The sequence below is a fragment of the Anaerobacillus sp. 1_MG-2023 genome, from assembly GCF_030547345.1.
Classification (GTDB): Bacteria; Bacillota; Bacilli; order Bacillales; family Guptibacillaceae; genus Guptibacillus; species Guptibacillus hwajinpoensis_B.
In genome coordinates, this window is record NZ_JAUORD010000002.1 from 435,907 (window position 1) to 459,568 (window position 23,662).

Annotated in this window: 22 protein-coding genes; 15 read left to right on the plus strand and 7 right to left on the minus strand. The window is 38.8% G+C overall.

Going from position 1 to position 23,662, the window contains the following annotated elements; all coding sequences use genetic code 11:
- Nucleotide 1: 1 nt before the first annotated feature.
- Nucleotides 2-1,075: a DUF3900 domain-containing protein gene (locus Q4550_RS06105; protein WP_303531051.1), complete on the minus strand. Its 1,074-nt coding sequence runs from the start codon at nucleotides 1,073-1,075 to the stop codon at nucleotides 2-4.
- 199 nt (nucleotides 1,076-1,274) lie between these two features.
- On the opposite strand from Q4550_RS06105, the gene Q4550_RS06110 reads away from it, so the two are divergent.
- From Q4550_RS06110 to Q4550_RS06120, 3 genes are all read left to right on the plus strand, one after another.
- A complete protein-coding gene (locus tag Q4550_RS06110; protein WP_303531053.1) occupies nucleotides 1,275-2,576 on the plus strand; it encodes an acetamidase/formamidase family protein in 1,302 nt (433 codons plus the stop codon).
- Nucleotides 2,577-2,772: 196 nt separating this feature from the next.
- Nucleotides 2,773-4,260, plus strand: a complete 1,488-nt coding sequence (locus Q4550_RS06115; RefSeq protein ID WP_303531055.1) for a UDP-N-acetylmuramoyl-L-alanyl-D-glutamate--2,6-diaminopimelate ligase — start codon at nucleotides 2,773-2,775, stop codon at nucleotides 4,258-4,260.
- A 110-nt stretch (nucleotides 4,261-4,370) separates the two neighbouring features.
- On the plus strand, nucleotides 4,371-4,979 hold the full coding sequence (locus tag Q4550_RS06120) for a trimeric intracellular cation channel family protein (RefSeq protein WP_226613615.1): 609 nt from the start codon (nucleotides 4,371-4,373) through the stop codon (nucleotides 4,977-4,979).
- 68 nt (nucleotides 4,980-5,047) lie between these two features.
- Here the strand turns inward: Q4550_RS06120 and Q4550_RS06125 are convergent, their stop codons facing one another.
- Nucleotides 5,048-5,836, minus strand: a complete 789-nt coding sequence (locus Q4550_RS06125) for a DUF817 domain-containing protein (protein ID WP_303531059.1) — start codon at nucleotides 5,834-5,836, stop codon at nucleotides 5,048-5,050.
- Between the two features lie 152 nt (nucleotides 5,837-5,988).
- Nucleotides 5,989-6,423 carry a VOC family protein gene (locus Q4550_RS06130; protein WP_303531061.1) on the minus strand — a complete coding sequence of 145 codons (435 nt, stop codon included), beginning with the start codon at nucleotides 6,421-6,423 and terminating at the stop codon, nucleotides 5,989-5,991.
- A gap of 184 nt (nucleotides 6,424-6,607) precedes the next feature.
- Here Q4550_RS06130 and Q4550_RS06135 point away from each other — a divergent pair, with 184 nt between their 5' ends.
- From Q4550_RS06135 to Q4550_RS06150, 4 genes are all read left to right on the plus strand, one after another.
- Nucleotides 6,608-7,735 carry an NAD(P)/FAD-dependent oxidoreductase gene (locus Q4550_RS06135; RefSeq protein WP_303531063.1) on the plus strand — a complete coding sequence of 376 codons (1,128 nt, stop codon included), beginning with the start codon at nucleotides 6,608-6,610 and terminating at the stop codon, nucleotides 7,733-7,735.
- Between the two features lie 262 nt (nucleotides 7,736-7,997).
- Entirely contained in the window at nucleotides 7,998-8,585 is a 588-nt protein-coding gene (locus Q4550_RS06140) for a YdeI/OmpD-associated family protein (protein WP_303531141.1), read from the plus strand.
- A gap of 644 nt (nucleotides 8,586-9,229) precedes the next feature.
- Complete coding sequence (locus tag Q4550_RS06145; protein ID WP_303531065.1) at nucleotides 9,230-9,577, plus strand: VOC family protein; 348 nt, start codon at nucleotides 9,230-9,232, stop codon at nucleotides 9,575-9,577.
- A gap of 39 nt (nucleotides 9,578-9,616) precedes the next feature.
- Entirely contained in the window at nucleotides 9,617-10,672 is a 1,056-nt protein-coding gene (locus tag Q4550_RS06150) for a PQQ-dependent sugar dehydrogenase (RefSeq protein ID WP_303531067.1), read from the plus strand.
- A 178-nt stretch (nucleotides 10,673-10,850) separates the two neighbouring features.
- On the opposite strand, the gene Q4550_RS06155 is transcribed toward Q4550_RS06150, so the two are convergent.
- Both Q4550_RS06155 and Q4550_RS06160 read right to left on the minus strand, forming a co-directional pair.
- Complete coding sequence (locus Q4550_RS06155; RefSeq protein WP_283154090.1) at nucleotides 10,851-12,032, minus strand: NAD(P)/FAD-dependent oxidoreductase; 1,182 nt, start codon at nucleotides 12,030-12,032, stop codon at nucleotides 10,851-10,853.
- A gap of 30 nt (nucleotides 12,033-12,062) precedes the next feature.
- Nucleotides 12,063-12,494 carry a helical membrane plugin domain-containing protein gene (locus tag Q4550_RS06160; RefSeq protein ID WP_194221855.1) on the minus strand — a complete coding sequence of 144 codons (432 nt, stop codon included), beginning with the start codon at nucleotides 12,492-12,494 and terminating at the stop codon, nucleotides 12,063-12,065.
- Nucleotides 12,495-12,812: 318 nt separating this feature from the next.
- Here Q4550_RS06160 and Q4550_RS06165 point away from each other — a divergent pair, with 318 nt between their 5' ends.
- The 6 genes from Q4550_RS06165 to Q4550_RS06190 all read left to right on the plus strand — a co-directional run bounded on the left by Q4550_RS06165 (nucleotide 12,813) and on the right by Q4550_RS06190 (nucleotide 17,688).
- Nucleotides 12,813-13,187: a nuclear transport factor 2 family protein gene (locus Q4550_RS06165; protein ID WP_303531069.1), complete on the plus strand. Its 375-nt coding sequence runs from the start codon at nucleotides 12,813-12,815 to the stop codon at nucleotides 13,185-13,187.
- 88 nt (nucleotides 13,188-13,275) lie between these two features.
- Nucleotides 13,276-13,626, plus strand: coding sequence for a DUF2200 domain-containing protein (locus Q4550_RS06170; RefSeq protein ID WP_194221854.1), 351 nt, complete (start codon nucleotides 13,276-13,278; stop codon nucleotides 13,624-13,626).
- 275 nt (nucleotides 13,627-13,901) lie between these two features.
- A complete protein-coding gene (locus Q4550_RS06175; protein ID WP_194221853.1) occupies nucleotides 13,902-14,276 on the plus strand; it encodes a GntR family transcriptional regulator in 375 nt (124 codons plus the stop codon).
- Nucleotides 14,269-15,171 carry an ABC transporter ATP-binding protein gene (locus Q4550_RS06180; protein ID WP_303531072.1) on the plus strand — a complete coding sequence of 301 codons (903 nt, stop codon included), beginning with the start codon at nucleotides 14,269-14,271 and terminating at the stop codon, nucleotides 15,169-15,171. Before Q4550_RS06175 ends, Q4550_RS06180 begins: the two co-directional genes overlap by 8 nt.
- Complete coding sequence (locus tag Q4550_RS06185; protein WP_303531073.1) at nucleotides 15,146-17,161, plus strand: DUF6449 domain-containing protein; 2,016 nt, start codon at nucleotides 15,146-15,148, stop codon at nucleotides 17,159-17,161. Before Q4550_RS06180 ends, Q4550_RS06185 begins: the two co-directional genes overlap by 26 nt.
- Entirely contained in the window at nucleotides 17,158-17,688 is a 531-nt protein-coding gene (locus Q4550_RS06190) for an RNA polymerase sigma factor (RefSeq protein WP_303531074.1), read from the plus strand. Before Q4550_RS06185 ends, Q4550_RS06190 begins: the two co-directional genes overlap by 4 nt.
- 585 nt (nucleotides 17,689-18,273) lie before the next feature.
- Here the strand turns inward: Q4550_RS06190 and Q4550_RS06195 are convergent.
- A complete protein-coding gene (locus Q4550_RS06195) occupies nucleotides 18,274-18,897 on the minus strand; it encodes an acetate uptake transporter (RefSeq protein WP_255622575.1) in 624 nt (207 codons plus the stop codon).
- A 379-nt stretch (nucleotides 18,898-19,276) separates the two neighbouring features.
- Here Q4550_RS06195 and Q4550_RS06200 point away from each other — a divergent pair, with 379 nt between their 5' ends.
- Complete coding sequence (locus Q4550_RS06200; protein ID WP_303531075.1) at nucleotides 19,277-20,344, plus strand: branched-chain amino acid aminotransferase; 1,068 nt, start codon at nucleotides 19,277-19,279, stop codon at nucleotides 20,342-20,344.
- Between the two features lie 41 nt (nucleotides 20,345-20,385).
- Here the strand turns inward: Q4550_RS06200 and Q4550_RS06205 are convergent, their stop codons facing one another.
- Nucleotides 20,386-22,770, minus strand: a complete 2,385-nt coding sequence (locus Q4550_RS06205) for a penicillin acylase family protein (RefSeq protein WP_303531076.1) — start codon at nucleotides 22,768-22,770, stop codon at nucleotides 20,386-20,388.
- Nucleotides 22,771-23,415: 645 nt separating this feature from the next.
- Between Q4550_RS06205 and Q4550_RS06210 the strand changes: the two genes are divergently transcribed.
- Nucleotides 23,416-23,571 (plus strand): hypothetical protein, encoded by a 156-nt coding sequence (locus Q4550_RS06210; RefSeq protein ID WP_273854300.1) that lies wholly within the window; start codon nucleotides 23,416-23,418, stop codon nucleotides 23,569-23,571.
- Nucleotides 23,572-23,662 lie beyond the last annotated feature (91 nt).

Here is a 23,662-nt window from a genome sequence, read left to right on the forward strand (position 1 = left end):
ATTATGATTCATTCTCATTTTTCTTATAAATGCGCTCCACCACTTCCTGAAGCGTATCAGGCTTATGAAACTCGACAGGAGAAAAACCCTTCTCAAACGTTATCGAATCAGCTTCAATCGCAAGCACGTACTTGCCGTTCACCTTCGCAAGATGAATCGATTCCCCGAAGTCAGACAGCATCGCTTTGACGGACACATGGTCAAGCTTTAGCTTCCACTCAACGTCAGGGGAGTGCTCCACGATTTGTGAAGTAGCTTCAACGACCTGTTCGGTCGTAAACCGCTCTTGTAGCTCTCGCTTTGGACTCTGAGACCATTCCTCTATCGCTTGTTCGAACTCTTCTTTCTCTTCACTTTCTTCCTGGTAGGTTTCCTGTATGTGCTCCTGAACCATGCCCATCGTTTGCGTTTTCACAATTTCAGGCATCGACTTTTCATATTCGACCCATTTCAAGAAGTCTTCGAAGTAGCGTGCATGAGAAGACTGGTGGACTTTGATTTCAGCACTGTCGATCATGCCTTCTTCTGGCATGTAGGGGTATTGGACGGATTTCATACTTTTTGTTGTGATCGCCATTTCCACATTCTGAATTAGCGTATCTTCATCAGTAATTGTTGCTACTTTCGGTTCAAAATCGCACTTTAAGATGAAGAGAAAAGGGTCATCAAAGAGTTTTGTAAGCTTTGATGTGGCCACAATTAACACACCACCTCTGATTGCGCTAGTATCCAAATACATTTGAACAATTTGATCGGATGAAGTTTCGAAATCATCTGCTGATTCAGCATAACGTGTCCGATCGAATAAATTATAATTTGGATTAGATGTTAAATCATGACCTTGCTCAACAATAAAGCGCCCAATTTTCGTAGGTGCTCCTTCTGACTTCGCATGCCGATCGACTTTACGTTTCATGATTTTCGTTAACTCACCGTTTAGAAAGTCTTTTAACGAGCTTTCCTCATAAGCATCTGCGTCAAGAGTTTGATAATGCTTGTAACGTCGTTCTTCACTTTCTCCGCTTCCTTCTACTTGTATTAAATAAAAGGAAAGATACTGCATTTTAAATTCCATTTCATCACCTGTCTTTACGTTTGCGTTTATTCAGTATAGGGAAGGTTTTGCATTTCGTCAATCACTGATAAGAAGTGAATTCGAGAAGGGATATTTCTTTGAATTCAAAGTTTTTTTGTATTTAGCCAATTAATTTTTTACATGAATCGACATTACTCTTATAATGTAGGTAGGAATAATGATGAAAAGGGGAGAGGCAATGGAAGCGAAGCAAACCGTTTTTGTAAATGAGTTTACGAATGGTATTTTGGATCCAAAGGAAGAGATGTTAGGACCGTTGAAAGACGGTGGTCATATTATTGCAAATACTGCACCTGGCTGTTGGGGACCCATGATCACCCCATGTTTAAGAGGTGGCCATGAAGTAACAAAACCTGTTTTTGTGGAAGGAGCTGAAGTTGGTGACGCCATAGCGATTCGTATTAAATCCGTTCAAGTTACATCTATGGCTACTTCTTCAGGAAATGATCGACCCGTTGATGGTAGGTTTGTCGGTGATCCTTTCGTTGCTGTCAAGTGTCCTGGCTGTGGGGAACTATATCCAGAGACTAAGATTGAAGGTACAGGACCAGAAGCTATTCGGTGTTCAAATTGTGGAGAAGATGTGACGCCATTTGTGTTTACGAATGGATATACAATGGCATTTGATTCGAATCGAACAATAGGTGTGACAGTGGATGAGGCAGCTGCGAAGTACATAGCAGAACATGGGAAATCATTTATGGCTACTCCTGAGAACTCTGTACAAAATCCAGTCGTTACTTTTGCGCCAAGTGACCTCGTTGGAACAATGGCTAGGCTCCGTCCATTTTTAGGGCAGCTCGGAACAACTCCTTCACGTCCATTGCCCGATTCTCATAATGCAGGAGACTTCGGTCAATTTCTCATTGATGCTCCGCATGATTATGGCGTAACGAAAGAGGAATTAGAAGATCGTACAGATGGGCATATGGATATTAATCGCGTTAGAGAAGGTGCGGTTCTCATTTGTCCTGTAAAGGTCCCAGGTGGAGGCGTTTATATTGGGGATATGCATGCTATGCAGGGGAATGGAGAAATCGCTGGGCATACTGCTGACGTATCCGGTATCGTTAACCTTCAAGCAAAGGTAATTAAGAACCTTAACATTGAAGGCCCTATTTTACTCCCGGTGCTAGAAGATCTACCTCATTTAGCTAAACCTTTCACCGATAAGGAAAAAGCATCAGCTAAACAAGTAGCAGATATGTATGGGGTAGCAAAAATAGAAGAATCTTTGCCTCTTTCTTTTATAGGCACAGGAGCAAACCTTAATGAGGCAACAGATAACGGCCTTAATCGTGCAGCAGAAACTCTCGGAATATCAGTTCCAGAAGTTATGAATAGAGCGACGATCACTGGATCGATTGAAATAGGAAGGCATCCTGGTGTTGTCACGATTACATTATTAGTACCTGTACACTTATTGGATGAACTGAGTTTAACAGACCTAGTTCGCAATCATTACAACGCGGCAGAATAATTAACCTAACAGACAGCTCATTAGCTGTCTGTTGATTTTGCATGAATGAAGCATGGTACTAATTGAGTATGCTAAATGTAACGATGTTGTTTTAAGTAAGGAAAAATGGGGAATTTAAGTAAAAATATATTATTTACTTTCGATATAAAAATTTTCCAATAAAAGTAAATGATACTACTGAAGCGAGGAATTCACCATGAAGATTAATTTTAACCAACTTCAATATACTCCGATCATCCATATATATGGACCAGACATTCAAACGATTAAGTGCCTTACATTTCATTCAAAAATGTCAGGGTCTTCTTCTGTTTTTTTTGCAATTAAAGGCGAGAATCACGATGGACATAAATACATAGAAGATGCGATTAAGAATGGATCAGTAGCCGTAGTAGCAGATCAAGATGATCTCATTACAAGTCTTGCTCACAGTTATCCTCATTGTACTTTTATTCTTGTCGATGATGTTAGAAAAGCAATGGCATCCTTTTCGAAACAATATTATGGCTCTTCAGATGAGAAATTAAAGACGGTTGGCGTTACAGGTACAAATGGTAAAACAACCGTTGCAGCTTATGTACGCTCGTTACTTACACTGCTTGGATTGCCAACAGGATCTATTGGAACAACTGGTATTTGGTCCTCCAAAAAGAAAATTCCCTATAAGAAAAGCACGCCAACGACTCCTGAGTCACTTGACCTTCATCGCATCTTCAAGGATTTGATAAGCGAAGGAGATGGGGGAGTAGCGATGGAGGTTTCTTCTATTGCCCTTGATCAAAAGCGCGTAGAAGGAATTGAATTTGATGTCGCTATTCACACTAACATTTCTCCAGAACACCTGGAATATCACCATACTTTTGAACACTACAAAGCTTGTAAAGAAAAACTTTTCAATCAAGCAAAAGCGGCTGTGGTCAATGTAGACGATGAAATGGGTGTTGAGCTTAGCCGAGCTTATGAACATCGCATAGTGACTTATAGCTTAAATCCACATGAAGAAGCGGATCTTGTAGCCACTGAGTTGGAATATACACTAGATGGTACCTCATTCAAATTGCTCTCACATGGTGAAACGTACGATGTTTTTGTACCAGTGTTTGCTGATTATAATGTTGCAAACGTGCTTTCTGCTGTCGGAACAGCTTTGTTACTTGGATACCGATTGCAAACGATTATTAATGTGCTTCCGCAATTAGAAAGCCCTGAAGGTCGTTTCCAAGTAATTAGTGGGCCTAACCGGGAAACAATCATCCTGGACTACGCGCATACTCCAGTAGCTTTAACACGTCTTGTAGATGAAGTGAAAAAGATGGATCATCGCAAGCTTATTGTAATGATTGCAGGAATTGGGATCAGGGATTTTGAGAAGATGCCTAAAATGGCGAAAGCAATTGAAGGTAGAGCAGATGAAATTATCGTCACAGTTGATCATCCCGGCTACCATGAGCCATCTCTCATTGTCGACAAGGTTATGTCAGGATTTTCGAATCCCAATGACCCTAATATTTATCGAACGAATACAAGAAGAGAGGGCGTCTTAAAGTCTTTACAACTTGGCAGCGAACAGGATATTATCCTTCTAACAAGTGGATGTATCAACGGTGCTCAAATTGTGAAAGGAAATGAAATTCCTCATTCAGATGAGGACATCATCGAAATGTATTATCATCTTTCGTCTTAAACCTCCATTAGGAGGTTTTTTTAATTCTGCTATCCAAAAATAAGGGTTGATAACAGTTGAAAGCTGACGTACACTTTAACTTTCAATAGATCGTGAAAGGGCGTAATGATGTGACTTGGGAAATACTAAATATCATTGGTACAATTGCCTTTGCTGCAAGTGGAGCACTCGTTGCATTAGAGGAGGAGTTTGATTTTCTCGGTGTGATTGTTCTTGGACTTGCTACAGCATTTGGTGGTGGAATTATACGGAATTTATTAATAGGGGTGCCGGTTGCTTCGATTTGGGAACAGGATGTGCTTATTATGATTGCGATCGGTACAATCCTGATCATTTTTGTTTTTCCTGCAAGCTGGATTAACTACTATTGGGAGAAGTGGGGGAGCTTCTTTGATGCAATTGGGCTTGCTGCATTTGCGATTCAGGGCGCGCTATTCGCAGAAGAAATGGGTCACCCTTTTATTGCTGCCATGGTTGCTGCAGCCATGACGGGAACTGGTGGTGGAATTATTCGTGATCTATTAGCGAGAAGGAAACCGACCGTTTTACAAAAAGAGGTTTATGCTGTGTGGGCCATGATGGCAGGGTTGTTAATTGGTCTTGGTTATCCACAAGAACTGCCTCAGCTCATGTTCTTATTTGGTGCCATCGTCTTTCTCAGAATGCTCTCCCTCCGTTATGGATGGAAATTGCCATATCGTAGCATTCATAGTTCGTAGGAAAAGGTAATGTTCGTCAGGAGATGAACATCGCCTTAGAAATAAGTGGAATATAAATTGCAGCTCTCTTAAAGAGCTGCATTTTTGTTATGAGCTAATTTTTCGTATTTTGTATGCTTTAACTGAGCTACGATCATAAAGCTCACAATAACTAATAAAAGCCACGAGCTAATTTTACCAATATGTACGATTTCCCAATCACTTTGTTGATTTGGATACGCCCATGCTCCGAAAAACGTCGCAATATTTTCAGCAATCCATATGAAAAAACCAATGAGTACGAAAGATATAGGGAGAGACATCCTGTAAATTGTCTGATGGACAGTAAAGTACACCATCGTTCGAAAGAAAAGAACCACAACAAGGATCTTCAACACCCAGCGAAAATCATATAGAAAATGATGGGTGAAAAAGTTTCCATAGATGGCAATTCCTAAACCGATCGTCATCCAAGATGTAGGCCAATTCTTTAATTGTAAATTCAGTCGTCGCCATGCCTGGCACATGTAACTAGCCACGCTTGCATACATGAATCCGCTATATAGTGGAACGCCAGCTATTTTGAAAATAGCTTCCTCTGGATAAGACCATGAACCCATATGAACTTTATATATCTCGAGTGCCAAACCAATAATGTGAAAAACAAGAATCACTTTCATTTCATCAATTGTCTCAAATTTGGTTATTAATAAGGAGATTTGTGCTAAAATGCAAACGATAAGAATAAAATCATACCTTGGTAGAAAAAATGGCGTCATTCTTTCGCTTAATGCTAGCGTTACAAAAATAATTAATGGAAACAGACAAGAAATGGCTTGCAAGTAACCGAAGTAAAAAAGATTATAGATATGCTTCATAAGCACCGCCTTTTTGATCGTAGTTAACATATAAGGAAGGAGAAATCATATGAGCGATAAAAATAATCGGAATAATGACCTACCGACAAGATTGAATGTACTACTTGTACTTACATTCTTGTTGTTTATGATTCTTGTCATTCGACTGGCAGTTATTCAATTGTAGTTTTAGCTGATTCAGGATAATCACAGTATTCAATGATTGTTCCTTCTGTGTCAGCTGGATTTAAATAAATTAATCTTCTGCCGTGTTTGTTCACTCGTCGCGTATCTTCCATTACGCGAATATTCTGTACGGCTAATTCCTTTATTGCCTCATCAAGGTTATCGACAACATAGGCAACATGGTGGACGCCTTTCCCTTTTTGTTTCATAAAACGTGCGATTGGCGAAGTGGAATTATTCGTAGGCATCAGCAGTTCGATACGACTGCCATCAAGATCTATAACGGCAATTTCGCTTTCTACACCTGTTGCTTCACTACGGTAACGGTCGAAAAGCTCGCCACCTAATACTTCTGTATAAAACTGAACTCCTTCATCTAAACGTCTGACTGCAATTCCAATGTGGTCTAATGTTTTTTTCATAGTGAGACTCCTTCTTCATGTAATGGTGTTATTTTAGCATAATGAAAGGCTTCACCTGAAGAAATAGGTTGAAAAAAGGTAGGTTTTCATTTAAAGAGTTTTAGTCAATACAGTCGGTTTGTGTGCTTAACTGAATTTATGTAAAATGAACAAAGAATCGAAATCAATGAAAAAGGTGTTACATATGAAATCAACAATTATTGTCGGCTCCGGCATCCTTGGAGCTTCAACGGCCTATCATCTTGCAAAAGAAGGAATAGACGTTACGATTATTGATCGTAATGAACCTGGACAAGCGACAGAAGCGGCAGCTGGTATTGTTTGTCCATGGCTTTCCCAACGTCGAAATAAAGTCTGGTATCGACTTGCTAAAGGGGGAGCAAAATATTATCCAGACTTGATTCAACAATTAATAAAGGATGGAGAAACAGAAACGGGTTATAAGAAAGTAGGAGCAATCAGCCTCCACACTGATGAGACAAAATTAGATAAAATGATCGAACGTGCTAAAAAGCGTCGAGAAGATGCCCCAGAAATCGGGGACATCAAGAAGCTATCTTCTGTGGAAACAAGAGAGATGTTCCCCCCTATAGCTGAAGATTACCAGTCTGTATTTGTTAGTGGAGCGGCAAGAGTGAACGGTTCAGCTCTTCGTAATGCGCTACTTCGCTCAGCTGAAAAATATGGTGCTACCATCCTGTATGGTGATGCTAAGCTTTATTTATCAGAAGACGAAGTGAATGGTGTTACGTTAGGTAACGAGATCTTTATAGCGGACAAAGTAATATTGACGGCTGGAGCCTGGGCGGAAGAGCTTTTATCTCCAATGGGCTTTCAATTTAATGTTACTTCTCAGAAAGCTCAGATCGTCCACCTTGAAATGAACAACTCGGTAACGAATGAGTGGCCAGTCGTGATGCCGCCTAACGATCAGTACTTATTAAGCTTTGATGATGGACGCGTTGTTGTTGGGGCAACTCATGAAAATGAAGCTGGTATGGATCAGCGTGTGACTGCTGGAGGACTGCAGGAAATCTTCACTAAAGCCCTATCCGTCGCCCCAGGATTAGCGAATAGTACGTTTCTAGGAGCGAAAGTAGGGTTCCGTCCTTTCACACCAGGGTTTTTACCAGTGTTTGGTTATGTGCCAGGTAGTAAGAATCTACTTGCTGCTAATGGTCTTGGGGCTTCTGGACTCACAGTTGGCCCGTATCTAGGACTTGAGCTCGCTAGACTTGCGCTCGGAACGGAAACAGAACTTGACCCGGAAGATTATGACATTGAAGTAGCCATAACTAAACAAGAAACTTAAGATAACATGAAAATGAAGCAGTTCAGTGTAGCGTGCAAGGATAGATTAGTCACCTACATTGAACTGCTTTTTGTATTTGCACGATAAATTTAATAAGGAAGGTCATCGAAAATGAGACTAAGCCTGCTCAAGATAATGGATAGGTTTGTGGTATTATTTAGAAGTAAATATGAAAGTATTGTAAATGAAAATGAATGGGGCAATTGTAAATAGTGATTTAAAACTTTCGGCTGATCCAAAAACTGCGAAAGGAAGTGCTTTAATGACAAATAGTAGAATGAATCCTAAAGTTGATGGCTTTATCAGTAAGTCCCAAAAGTGGCAGGAAGAATTCAAGAAATTGAGAATGATCATTCTTGACTGTGAGCTGACTGAAGAATTGAAGTGGCGGGTTCCATGTTACACATTCCAAGGGAAAAATATCGTTTTAATACATGGATTTAAAGAATATTGTGCTCTATTATTTTTTAAAGGAGTCTTATTACAAGATACGCATAACATGCTCATTCAACAAACGGAAAATGTACAGTCTAGCCGTCAGATAAGATTCACCGATATAGAAGAAATAGTGGATAGGGAAAACATATTGAAAGAATATATTTATAACGCCATTGCCGTTGAAAAAGCTGGTATAGAAGTGAATATTGAGAAGAATATAGAAATCCCTGAAGAACTTCAAAATAAATTCAATGAAGTACCAGAGTTACAATCTGCATTTGAAGCTTTAACACCAGGAAGGCAAAGAGCATATGTCCTTTACTTTTCTAAAGCTAAACAATCCAAAACACGAGAAGCGAGGATCGAGAAATATATGCAGCAAATTCTACAGGGAAAAGGATTAAATGATTAGAGATAATAATAATTCCTAACCAGCCGCAGGTAGCTTCAGTGACTGTGGATGAGTGTATTCTTCATGCCTGATTTGAAAGCCCGGAGCATTGCTGCTTCGAGCTTTTTGGGGAGATTACTAAAGGGAAAGTGCGGTTTAGTTCATGAGGCCATGATCACTGATCCGCCGAGTATGGCAACAAAATAGGCCATGTAAATGACATAAGGTGAGAGCTTTTTGTTTTTGGTTCCTAGTTTTTTTCTAATTAGTTTCATGAAAGAATAGAAGAGTGTAAAAATAGCTATGAAAATGACAGCTGACCGTAACGAGTTCCAGTTTAGCGGAACAACATGAAAAAAATGATGAATCGATAGTATTAAAAATAGTCCTATAGGCATTACCAGAAGCTCTGCAAGGTCGTTTTGAGAATGGTCACTTGAAAAAAAGATTAAGAAAATATTCTTAATTGTACTCAGACTAGTCCCCTCCTTTTTGTAGAGTGATTTATTGTGGGGATATTTGTTAAATCAAGCATATCATACATGTTCATCATTTCTTCCTCAATAATGTGGTGTACATATTTTTAGTGAGTTTTAGAAGGATCGGATCAAATAAGAAAGAAGGAGTAAGTACTGAAAAATGATTTGAGAAGGGAGGTCATTCAAATGAATCCGATTTTAAATGAAATTGGTGCTGTTTTTATTCCCGTAAAAGATATTGAAGATGCAAAAAATTGGTATTGTGATTTACTTGGGATTCCTGCCTCTGGCGACATAGTAGCAGGACATTTGTATGTCTTGCCAATGAAAGATAACGGCCTTGTATTAGATAGCAAAATTTATTCTGAGGATAACCTTTACAAAACTCCACCTCTTCATTTCAATACGAAAGACATTGAAGCCGCTTTTTCTTTTATGAAAGAAAAAAGAATCGAGCTTGTCACTGATATTGAGAATGGTCATTGGTTTAATTTTAAAGATCCTGATGGGAATGTACTCATGATTTGTGAGTAGCAATGTTTAAAATAAGATCTGGAAGAAATGGAGGAAGACGTGGTGAAAATAGGGGGCGTGCTTTGTGCGTTACTCCTCGTAACAGCCTGCTCAAGTAATGATCCAAACTCAAGTTCTAGCGATGGTGCGGATGAGGAGACTAAAATAGAGTCAGCCTATATTGAAAATTTAAATGTTCCATGGGAGATCGTCCAAACAGGAGAAACGTTTTATCTCACAGAACGTTCGGGTAAGATAGCGAAATTCGATAATTCCCTGGAGAGGCAAACGATCCAACTTACAAAACCTGTGCATAGTGAAGGTGAAGGCGGACTTTTGGGGATGGCAATAGCTGAAGATTTTTCTCAGTCTAAAGTAGCCTATCTCTACCATACTTATTTAGAAGGTGGAAACACATTTAATAGGGTGGTGAAGGTTAAACTTACAGAGGACACCTGGGAAGAAACGGATGAGCTTCTTGCGAATATTCCTGGCTCACAGTTTCATAACGGAGGAAGACTGAAAATCGGACTAGACGGTATGCTCTATATTACAACAGGTGATGCTGGAGAACCGGAGCTTGCACAGGATAAAGATAGTTTAGCGGGCAAAATTTTGCGTATGGATCTGGAAGGAAACGTACCAGAAGATAATCCATTTAATGATTCCTATGTTTATTCTTATGGTCATCGAAACCCTCAGGGACTCGCGTGGAATGAAGAAGGACAGCTTTTTAGTTCAGAGCATGGGCAGTCTGCTCATGATGAAATCAATCAAATTGAAGCAGGAAACAATTATGGGTGGCCAGTGATTGAAGGAGATGAAATTGCTGATGGCATGGTGCAGCCGATCTATCACTCTGGAGATGATACATGGGCTCCGTCAGGAATAATTATTCAAGATGACAATCTTTACGTTGCTTGCTTAAGAGGCGAGGAAATTCGGTCGTTTGAACTGAAGGGCCAGGGTACTACTGCGGAGACAGAAGATATTGGACGAGTTCGCTCCTTATTATTGGACGAGGACATATTATTTGCGATAACAAACAATAAAGATGGTCGGGGAGACCCGGTTAAAGAGGATGATCGTATGGTGAAGGTACGTTTAGGAGAATAGCGCTATAGCAAAAGTTAGAAGTTAATGAAGAAGTAAGAGCGATTTTAGAAGGTAATCGTTCTCTGCTTTTATGAATGCTTTGTTTGTGGTTTTTTAATAGAGTGCCTTATTAAAATAATAAGGCACTAAAAAAGGGTACTGTGTAGCTAACACAGTACCCTTAATCATATTCAATATCCTAGTATGCTAATGCAAACAATCCTTTGATGTGTGAAAGGTAACGAACGTTACTTGCTTCTTTCATCACAGATGCAGGAAGGCCTTTAAGGGATGTTGCGTTGCCACCTATTTGAGCAACGGCATCCTTTCGACCAAGACTTGCTAATGTTCCAGAGTTAACTGGTTCAAATTCTTTGTAGTCTTTGTCATAAAGGTAAGCATACAAGTTGTAACCAATAAGGTCACCCATTTGCCAAGCGATTTGAGCAGTTGGTGGTTGTGGACGCTCGTCACCTGGTTTGAAGTAAACGGCACTGTCACCGGCAACGAATACATCCTCATGAGAAGTGGATTGTAGGTAATTGTTCACTGTTGCACGGCCGCGATTTACTTCGATACCGCATTCGCCAACAAGTGGATTCCCTTGAACGCCGCCTGTCCAAACAAATGTGTTTGTAACAATCTTTTGGCCATCTTTCAATTCAACAACATTTCCTTCTACATTCGTTACAGGAAGGTTTGTAAGGAATTCAACACCGCGTTTTTCAAGGCTAGTCATCGCTCGGTTAATTAATTCATCAGGAAGCATTGGAAGAATTTTAGGCATTGCTTCAACAAGCTTCAATTTGATCTTGGCAGGATCTACGCCATATTTACGAGCAAGCTTTGGTGTTTCATCAGCTAGTTCTCCTACGAGTTCAGTCCCTGTAAGACCGCCACCGCCGATAAGGATTGTAGCATCCGCTTCGTCACCTGATGCTGCAAAGCTCTTGATGCGTTCTTCAACATGAGCGTGGATACGGTTTGCATCTTCAGCAGATTTCAGTACCATGCTGTTTTCTTCAAGTCCTGGAATACCGAAGTACGCTGTTTTACTACCTAGTGCTACAACTAATGCGTCGTAAGAAAGTGTAGAACCATCAGATAACTTAACTTCTTTATTATCAACAGAAAATGAATCAACCGATGCAACTTTAAGGTTAATGTCATTTCCTTTTAATAACTTGTCCAGTGGAAGTGCCGCTGCTTCTGTAGAGATGTTACCAGCAGCTAGACGGTGCAACTCTGTAATGATTTGATGAGTAGGTGTTTTATTAATTAATGTAACAGTAGCTTCTGATTCATTTAAGTATTGACGTACGGATAAAGCAGAAAGAAGCCCACCATAACCTGCGCCCAAAATGACTATTTGTTTTGACATGATTGTTCCTCCATTTCTAGCAGATCAGTATTATTTTTGGTTACTTTTTTCTCCTGAAACTTTAAGATAAGCATTCACGAATCTGAAAAGCTTCTGAGCTTGAGGATCTTTTAACATTTTCAAAAGACCGAATACCCCAATAACTTCTGAGCTCTTTTCAGCTTCATCTTTTGCTTCAATTGCATTTGCTGCAACGTCTTTCACGGAGTTTGTAACAGGATGAAGAATTTCAGACATAAATTCTACTGTATCATTCTTCAATACATCATCTGTTGCAAGAGCTTGGACCGTATCATATGATTTAGACATCATATTAACAAGTTCCGTTACTTTAGGAAGTTCCTTTACAAGCACGCTTAGTGACTCTTGAACTTTAGGATCCAAAAGCTGATCAAGCAGTTCGCGTTCGTCTTGAGTAGGGACGCGTTTTTCGCCTGTTTCGGTTGTGATTGATTCTGACATAGTCACTTCTCCTTCTTTTAAGCAGTTACGCTTATTTGTTATATAGTAAGGCAAAACCATGTTAAGGTATTTTTATACCCGATTAGAAACGAAGTTACTAATCAAGAGATAGAAGAAAAGTTGGACTTCACTCTGTTTATTTTTCCCTATAAAGTGTCCATCATCCAGTCATCTTTTATACCTACTCTAATAGGTTAAATTATCCTTGAGCGAATTTCAATGCATAGCCTCATACTTAACCGCTTACATCAATAATTTCGTGAAGAATATCACGTTCTGTCGTTTTAAAAGAGTACAATATGGATGAATAAGTAAAAAGTGGGGGTGATTATCATCGAGGAAATAGAGTTAAAAAATCATTTATTGAAATTAGAAGAAGAACTATTAAAGCCTGAAATACGTTCTCATCCAGATAGATTAAATCAGCTACTTGCAGATGATTTCTTTGAGTTTGGCAGTTCCGGGAAAGTGTGGCATAAAGAGGGGAATCACATTAATGGTCTTTCCAATAGAGAAATGATTCTAAGTGAATTCGAAATACACCCAATATCAGAGGCTGCCGTTCTTGCAACATATCGCATCCATGATAAAACAAGATCACAAAAGACCTTAAGAAGTTCCATATGGAGAAACAATAATGGAAAGTGGGAGATGATTTTTCATCAGGGAACGTTGACTGATGAAATTGTATAACATTAAAGGTTGAGGGACAGTAAGATGTGAAGACGAATATGTAAGCTGTTGCAAATCTTTACTTTAGTAATCAAAGGAGGCTTTTTTTATGACAAAACATAAAATTTATACAATGAGCTTCGCAAGCGTCTATCCCCATTATGTGACGAAAGCGGAAAAAAAGGGGCGGATAAAAGCAGAAGTGGATGAAATCATTCGTTGGTTGACAGGGTATAGCCAAAATGAGCTTGAAACTCAATTAGAAAAAAAGACAGACTTTGAGACCTTCTTTATGGAAGCTCCCCAAATGAATCCTTCACGCAAGATGATCAAAGGAGTGGTCTGTGGTGTACGAGTAGAAAACATTGAAGAACCAACTATGCAGGAAATTCGCTATTTGGATAAGATGATCGATGAGTTAGCAAAAGGAAAAGCGATGGAAAAGATTTTGCGTAAATAATATATTGGAAAGAAAATGATCTGATTTATTTGCGAATTTACATAAACCTTTAGACAAGGAAGTCTATTGAAAACTAACTAATAGCCGTAACTCAATCCCAAGTATGGAATTGAGTTACGGCTTATTTTTATTTTGATAAAGTCATTTTTGATCATTAATAGAAAAAATTACAAAAAAAGACTTCTCAAATCAATCGGCTTTCGATATACTTTAACTGTACTACATATATTAATACAGTTAATACAGTTATAGCTAGTGAGAGTGGAGGTGAATTGATGTTTGAATTGGACTTTAGAAGTCGAAAGCCGATCTATGAACAGTTAGTTGATCGTTTGAAGCAGCTGATCATTAAAGATGTTATGAAAGACGATGAGAAACTTCCTTCTGTCCGTGAACTTGCGCATCAGCTGACAATTAATCCGAATACCATCCAAAAGGCATATAGAGAGCTTGAGTCTCAAGGATACATTTATTCAGTGAAAGGGAAGGGGAGTTTTGTTAATCCTTCAAAAAAGCTTGAGAGTGAGGAGCTAAAAAACGTGCGAGATCAGTTAAAGAAGCTACTAGCTGAAGCCATTTATCTTGGAATGACAGTAGAGGAAATTGAGTCACTATTAACTGAAATTGAAGGGGGGAAAAAGGATGATTGAAGTAAACGGTGTTGAAAAGTCTTTTGGGACTAACAAAATCATCCATCAAGTTAGTTTTGCTGTGCGGCCTGGATCAATATATGGTTTGCTTGGTTCAAATGGCGCCGGAAAAACAACACTTATGCGAATGATTTCCGGTATTCTGAGACAAGATTCAGGAGAAATTCTCGTACTGGACCATCCCATTTATGAAAGTGTCTCTACGAAGCAACGAGTGGTGTTTATTCCAGATGCCCTTTATTTTTTACCACAATATACAATGAGGCAGCTAGCCAATTATTATGCTAGTTTATATGAACAGTGGGATGAGGAGCGCTACACAAATCTAACGAATTTGTTTAAGCTCGATGAGAACAAGAAAGTAAGCCAGTTTTCTAAAGGTCTTCAAAGACAAGTGGCTTTCATCTTATCTATGTCAGTTAAGCCGGATGTGCTTATTTTAGATGAGCCTTTTGATGGTTTGGATGCCGTTATGAGAAAAAAAGTAAGAAGCATGATCATTCAGGATGTGGCTGAAAGAGAAATGTCTGTGTTGCTCTCGTCACATAATTTAAGAGAAGTTGAGGAGATTTGTGATCATGTCGGGATTCTTCACCATGGTGAAATTCTTCTTGAACGTGATTTAGATGCATTAAAGGAAGACGTACATAAAGTACAAGTCGCATTCAAAGATTCAGGAGAACACGATTTGACTTCTAGCGATCTTGATATTCTCTATAAAGAAAAACGGGGAAGTGTTATTCTCTTGATCGTAAAAGGAGAAGAAAAGAAAGTGATGACCGAAATCGAGAAAATTGGTCCAGTCTTAATGGATCGATTACCACTTACATTAGAAGAAATATTCATCTATGAAATGGAGGGTGTTGGATATGCTATCGAAAACGTCCTTGTTTAGAAGAGAAATGTTCAAAAGAGATTTTAGAAATGTTGGTTGGATTAGTATTTTGTTTTTTTGTGGTCTTGCCTTTACTTTGCCGCTCCAATTATTCATGGCGTTTAACGATGAATATAGGATAGAAGCAAGCGGAGCTGGGCTTTTTGATCCGATATTTATGTTTGAAGTACAATTTATGCTGTTATTTCTAATGCCCGTTTTAATGGCTGTATTTCTTTTTCGTTACATTCACGTGAAAGGTGCTTCAGACTTTATTCACAGTTTACCAATTAGCAGAGAGCATCTATTTCGCCATCACGCTTTATCAGGAATGATTTTGCTCATTGCGCCTGTTTTGTTGACTAGTCTTATTCTATTCATGTTCTTTTTGTTTACTGACGTGTCAGCTTTTTATTCAATTAGCCAGCTTGGTTATTGGACGCTGATGATGATCATTGTAAGCATTCTAACGTTTATGATTTGTGTCTTTGCTGGTACATTAACTGGATTATCAACCGTTCAAGCTGTTTTAACTTATATCCTTATGCTTCTTCCGGCAGGGATCTATGTTCTTGTAGCGGTACATCTTAGCTTCTTTATTGCTGGGTTTTCAGACTTGGTGGTAATCAATCATACGGTAGGTAACTATTCACCCCTTGTCAACGTTTTTCAATATTACCCTAATGACCCACAGGAGGGGTTTCACCCCGTTCAGTATATATTGTTGGGTATCTATTTTATCGCTTCAATAGTATTCTACTTTAGTGGAAAAGTCATCTATAAGAAACGTCCATTAGAAGTAGCTACACAGACGATTGCCATTAACGTGTTAAAGCCAGTCTTTCAGTTTGGAATGACCTTCTGCTTTGCTCTAGTCGGTGGTACCTATTTTGGAGAAACTCAACTAATGTTATCGTGGTTGATTTTTGGGTACGTTATAGGTGGGATCTGCGGATATTTCCTTTCTTCAATGGTGTTAGATAAAAGCTGGCGTGTGTTTCACTGGCAGCACTTTAAAGGCTTGTTCGTATACGGAGCAACAGCTGGTTTAATTATAGGGATTTTGCCATTGTTCTGGTTAAACTATGAAAGTTACGTTCCAGAAACGAGTGAAGTTAAAAATGTTTATATAGGTGACAATATCTATCAGTTAGAAGAACTTATTGAAAATACTTCACCTGATTTAATTGAATCAGAAGGTGCAATTAATGCAGTTATACAATTACAAAAAGAGATGATTAACCAGAACGATGAGTTTAATTCTACAGGAATGATGTATTTCATCTCTTATGAATTAAAAAACGGGGATCGCGTGCAACGTACGTATCAAGTCGATCGAAAGAACGTCCAGGCAGCTCTTAAGCGTGTAATGGAAACAAAGGAATACAAAGAGTTAACTTACCCTGTCTTAAATAGTGACCCCTCAAAAGTTCAAAAAGTCACTCTTCAACCTGGAGGACCCGTTAATAAAGAAGTATCTATACTTGATCCAATGCAAATTCAAGAATTCTATCAACATGTAAGAGAGGACATTTACAATTTATCCTATGATCAATTGATTCATCCAAAAGGGATTCGATCTCATGTATCTGAAGTAAGAGAAGGTTCCGATTGGACAGAGGAATACTATTATCCGCAAGACAATTCGATCTATAATTCCTATGAAAATACTGTTAATTGGTTGAAAGAAGAAGGCTTCTATGAGGATGCTTTTATTGACGAAGGTGAAATTGATCATGTAAGCATTTATCCATGGGATGAAGCACAAAATCAATATCCGAGAGAAGCTTATGATCAAATTGTAGAGAATGAATCCGTTGAACCTTTTGAGATAAAGGATAAGAAGCAAATCCAAACGATATTATTAAGCAGCCAAGAAGGAGAGAAAGGGGATTATTTAGTTGGCATTCATTATGAGGATTTAAAAGGAGGGTATTATGAAGTGTTAACCTTTGACTCTTCAAATGCTCCAGGCTCTGTGCAAGATTATTTTAAGGATCAACAACAATGAAAGACTCGAGAACAGTATGTTTTAATGATATCTTTACAAAACACTACAACCGCGTTTACTATACTGCATTAAGAGTCTTGAAAGATCACGGACTTGCCGAAGATGTGCTTCAAGAAACCTTTTTAAAAGCGTATGATCGATTAGACGAAGTGCAAAGTGAAAGGAAGCTAGGATCTTGGCTTTCAACCATTGCCGCTCGAAAATCGATTGATCAATTAAGAAAGCAAAAAAAAGTGACTCTGTTCCATACGGAAGATACTTTCATGAATCAAGCGGATCACAATTGTAACGTAGAAGAAGACTGTGAGATTCTTCTTTTTGAAGAATCTGTGAAAAGAAAGATCTATTTGTTATCCCCGAGATTAAGAGTGGTTATGAAGCTTCACTACTATGATCATTTAAAGGAAAGTGAAATAGCATATAAACTGCAGCTATCACCGGGGGCAGTGAAGTCTCGTCTACATCGTGGGCGAATGGCTATGAGAACAAAACTAAGTGATGAATTAACACAAAATCATTCGGCATAATCAAAAGGCTTCCTTACTTGATGATAAGAGGGTTAATAAAACTGAATTTTTCTGAATTGTATATGAACTAATCTTCAAAGGTGATCGAGTCTTACGAACATAAAAACTAGGAATTTAGATTTTTCGATGGTTGAAAATACAGAAGCTTTTCAAACGTTAGCTGAGATAAATAATATTATCGATCAGATTAATAAGTTGAGTGAATAAGGATGTTGAAGATAAATTGGAGATACGAGGTTAGCCTTGTATCTCTTTTTAACATTTCAAAATTAATTGAAAATATATAATCTACATAATGCGTTAAAATGATTTGGAGGGAATCAATTCACTTATCCTGGCTAAGATGGAATAAGATAATAGAGTTTTTTGATAGTTAATCACTAATGAAGTTTACATAATGATATTATTGTTTATATAGAAGTGTGATAAGGTGGAAGAACGCAGTGGAGAAGATAGGCGGTACAAATCATTTGATTAGAAATTGATTCGCACTAAGGCAATTCTAAGGCTCCATGATCTTCATAAATCTTTATAAATTATAAAAGAGACAGATGAATCTAGATTCATCTGTCTCTTTACGTGATACTAAGCTTGTTTGAAAATACCGAATGGTTTGCCAATCGGGAGTGTGACTTTGCCAAAGTGAGTATTCAAAACACTCGCAGCTGAGCCATAGAAGCTTAAAATAGCAATGCAGAACTCAGCAATGGCGGCTAAGAAGTGCATGCCTTCAGGGAAAATACCTAAAGTGGAGAATGTGAGTCCGATAAATAAGAAATCAATAAAGACAAAAATAAAGAAAAGTACTTTATGTGTTTCCATAGCTCCAACTGTCATGAAGACACTGAAGATCAAATAGCCGATGTATGCAATGCCTAATTGCTTTGGATCCACAGCGGCAGCCGCAGCGTCTCCAAAGACACCGAATTCAATTAACCATGACGTTCCTACTCCAAGCCAAAACAGTCCAAAAGCTGCGAAGGCTGTCGTACCAAATGTATTATTGTGCTTTGCATCTAGAAAACTAGCGATCAGCTGTGCAATGCCCCCTAGAAAAATCGCCCAAGGGAGTACAAATGAGACGCCATCTGTCCAACCAAGCTTGGCTGATGATGCAACAAGCGTTACCATAGCAAGCCCGAATAATCCAATAGCGGATGGATCAGCTGTAACCATTTGCACGCGTTGAGTATTTTGTGTTTGATTCATGATGAGACCTCCTAATAAACATACTTGACTAATTTACATAAAAATCGCCTCTCTTGCAATAGCAAATATTAAAAGGCAATATCTGAACTGGTTGTTATTCTGGTTAAAAACATTGCTATTATTCACTCGAAATCGCTTACAGTAAAAGGTGAAAAAAGTGTGATTCAAATGCTGACCAGCAGGACCGGAAAGCTAGGATTTGTATGAAATGATAGAGCTAGGTGTTAAAAACTGAATTTTTTTACCTTTCTGTACTATAAAGCTTTAATTCAGCAGAGTTTGGCAGTACAATAGATGAATAGTTAATCTACTGCCTTCATGTGGAAGGAGTATGAATTCATTATCATAACCACTTTCAAGAGAGTAAGGAGTCCTGGCCATGAGTACAGATTTAGAAATTGTGAAAAGCACTAATTTGAAAGCGAAGCCTGAGAAGGATCAAATTCCTTTTGGAAGAACATTCACAGATCACATGTTTGTAATGGATTATGAAACTGAAAAAGGGTGGTTTGAACCTCGCATCATTCCATATGAGCCAATCACTCTTGATCCTGCTGCAATGATTTTTCATTACGGTCAAACCGTTTTTGAAGGGTTAAAAGCCTATCGTTCTGATAATCGAATTTTATTGTTTAGACCTGAGAAAAATTTACAGAGACTGAACCTTTCAAGTGAACGTTTAAGCATTCCACATATTGATGAAGAGCGTGTAATGGGCTATCTTAAGGAATTAATTAGCTTGGAGCAAGATTGGGTGCCTTCAACACCTGGAACGTCTCTATATGTACGTCCTTATATTATTGCAACGGAACCAAATCTATCTGTTGCCCCTTCCCACACATACAAATTGATGATTATTCTCTCACCAGTAGGGTCGTATTTCTCAGGAGGGTTAACTCCAGTGAAAATTAGCGTAGAGGATAAATTTACAAGAGCTGTTAAAGGTGGAACGGGTATGGCCAAAACGGCTGGTAACTACTCATCTGCATATCAAGCGCAAGCGAAAGCATATAAAGATGGAAATGCTGATGTTCTTTGGTTGGACGGGGTAGAGAAGCGTTACATCGAAGAAGTGGGAAGCATGAACATCTTCTTTAAAATCAATGGGGAAGTTGTGACACCTGAATTAAACGGTAGCATTCTCCACGGCATTACGCGAATGTCGGTTATTGAATTGTTAAAGAAATGGGATATCCCTGTTACGGAAAGAAAAGTTTCCATTGAAGAGCTGTACGAGCTATCTCAAAAAGGGCAGCTTGAAGAAGCATTTGGAACAGGAACGGCCGCTGTTATCTCCCCTGTAGGTGAATTAAACTGGGCTGGTAAGAAAATGGTCATCAATGATCATGAAATTGGGGAACTGTCTCAAAAGCTTTATGATACAATCACAGGAATTCAAACTGGAAAATTAGAAGATACGCAGAATTGGACCGTTTCTGTAAAATAAGAATGCTAAAAGGCTCTCTCATTGACTGAGAGAGCCTTTTGTTATGGTTTTAGAATGAGGTGCTGTGCATTTTCTTCGTAATTATTCATCTTTGTTTCATGATATTCTCCTTCAACCCAATCCGTAATTTGATTATCATACCATTTACTAAAAACGAAGCCGGACTGACCTGGTGAAATGACATTGTAGCTTGTTTGGATGTTTGATAAATCAGTAACGCCTCTCCATGGTGCACCATGGGTTACAAGTCCAGTTGTCGTGTTCCATCCAGCAGCACCTACCGTAACGCGGCTGCCACCCATTGCATTTACATCAGGGTTAAACAGGAGGTTTAACGGTTTAATCGCACCTAGCGGATGTTCAAATGGAACCGAATGGAACGTACCCCATGCCCATTTTTCTGGTGTACGCCCTTGTAAATCAACTGCTCTCGAAACTGCAGCCTGATAAGATTCAGTGACTACGGATGTAAACCCTCCAGACTTCTTTATCCATGCCCCTTCATCCCCGCTTGCAGCTCGTCTTATGAGCTGGTCAACCACCTGGCTTTTACCATCAAAAAGCGGCATCATCTCTTTTTCAATTTTACCATCAAAAAGAACTTTCTCCATTTCTACTAACCAGAGGTGAAAGAGTAGGGGAGCAGCTTCATCTCTACCATCAATATAATTCCATTCATTAAGGACAGATAGCGCCTCTTTTTCAACAGATGTTAAGTTTTCACTGTTAAGTTCCTCTATGAGAAGAGGAGTAAATTCTTTTCCCTGCAAATTCACGAAATCATTTTGTAGCGCCATCATGTCTTTTGGTTCAAGTTCATCGCTTTCAAGCAAAACTTCTCGAATGCGATCTTGACGATAAGGTTGCGCCCATGTATGTGTGATGTGATAGGGGTAGTCTTCCGTTGTGATTTTATTATTTGCTGTTGAAATGAAGCCTTCGTCAGGATTAACAATTGTGGGAAGCTCTTCCCATGGGATATAACCTTCCCATTCGTATTCATCATTCCATCCAGGGACTGGCACCATGCTGTCACCATTTTTGCGAATAGGAATTAATCCATTCGCCCGGTAGGCAATCGTGCCGTCAGTAGAAGCAAAAACGAAATTCTGAGCGGGTGTATGAAAAGAGGTTAAGGCACTTTTGAATTCTTCCCAGTTAGATGCTTTATCCATCATTAGAACGGCCTCAAGCTCGCTAGATGGATCAAGGGCTGTCCACCTTAAAGACAATGCGGTATCAGGTTGGTCGTCATAAGCAAATTCAGAGAGAATAGGCCCGTGGCGCGTAATAACGACTTCATATGGAATTGGTTCACTATCTTTTACAGAAATGCTTTCATCTATAACTTCTGCTTTCTCCCATTCATCATTATATTGAAATTCAGTCGGATTATCAGGATTTCTTTTCTCAATATAAAGATCTTGAACATCAGGACCCACATTGGTAACGCCCCAGGCAATGGAGTCATTTCGTCCAACGATAATACCTGGCACACCAGCAAAGATAACGCCACTTACATTATATTCAGGTGAATTTAAGTGAGTTTCATACCATATCGGTGGAGTACCAAGACCCAGGTGAGGATCATTGGCTAGAAGCGGTTGTCCCGAAGCGGTTTTATCTCCAGAAACGACCCAATTGTTACTCCCATTATATTGATCTGGGATTACTGATTTCGTAAAGCTTTTTGACATATCCAGGTTACTTTCCTTAATTTCTTGAATCACAGTTGAGCCTTCTTCAGGGTAACTTGGGAACAAGTCCACAGCTTCTTCTTCTGAGAAATTCTGCAGAAGATAATAACGAAAGGCTTGACCTTCCCAATGGCCTCCAAGATCAAAAGCCATATATTTACCGATTGTAAGAGAATCGATTGGATCCCACTCATTAGGCTCATAACCCGCAAGTGTAAATTCAAGTGGTAATGAGCTTTCTTCTTTTGCTTGAGCCATATAGGCATTTACACCATCAGCATACCATTGAAGAATTTGTTTCGCTTCCTGAGAGTAGGCATCAAATGAATCTTCTGCAGCTCTTCTTAAACCAAGCGTTCGAAAGAATTTGTCCTTATCAATTGTTGATTCACCAATGACTTCACTAAGCGTTCCAGAAGCTTGCCGACGACTCAAGTCCATTTGAAACATGCGATCCTGTGCCGTGACAAATCCCTGAGCCATAAAGAGATCTTTAGTAGAGGAGGCTTCAATATGAGGAATACCCGACTCATCTCGATATATGGAAACAGATTCCTCCAAGCCTGATAGGATCATTTCCCCCTTTGTCTTAGGAGCTGTGTTTTGAACAAACCAGAAGCTTACAGCGATAGCAATGACCAGTAAAAGTGAAAAACCCCCAAGTAGATAATACGGCCATTTCCTTCTTTGGATCTTAACGTGCTTTTCAGGTGTAACAACCGTGCTCATAACGTCCCCCATTTCATTTTAACTATATATTACCATAATTACCTTTAATGATAACGCTTTCTTTTGGCGTGGAAGGGTATTAAGGCGATAGACAAAAGATAGGTAATAGAGGTTTGTTTGAACTGATCACGAACCAAATCAAAATAATAAGTTTATGTATAAACCTAAATAATTGGACCCCTTTGTTACATTACTATTACTGTTGATGATTTCGGATCAGTGTGTATGATACGAATTAAATCTTTGGTTTGAATAAAATGAATAAGATAGAAAATTACTGAGTATGGCAAAGAAAAAACATCCAAAATATGTTAATGTTAGCGTTAGATAGTAATTCAGTGATGTTCGACAATCGGGCAGGATTGTTGAAGACTCAGTTTCGGGATAATTACAGGAATTTGAAACCTTTTAATGGAGAAAAACGTACAAGGTATTAAATTGAACACCTTTTTTAGATACAGGCACTAAATCAGTAATGTTCTTTTTATTACTGACGGAAGAGTTTACTGGATGGCGCCATAGGTTATTTCTTATGATAAGCTACGGCTATATAATTATCTAAAGTAATTTCTGTTTGTCGCTCTTATATAAAAAGGGAATAAATGGTGTGTTTCGTACAGCATATTGGGTTCGAGGAGGTGTATTATGCAAAAGGCCATAACAGTTAATTATCAATCCGATAAAAAGAATAACTTAAACGAGTTAAATCAGCTTCTTCAAGAGGGATGGAAGGTTGTTTCTCAGAGTCCAGTTGGATTGGTACCACTGGTTTCTTCACTTGTTATACTAGAGAAAAATTAGGAGACATGTCTTTAGAATTCGTTGAAGAAAAGAAGAAAAATAGTTAATATTACCGCCTGTTCAGAGGGCGGTTTTTATGTATCAAAATGTT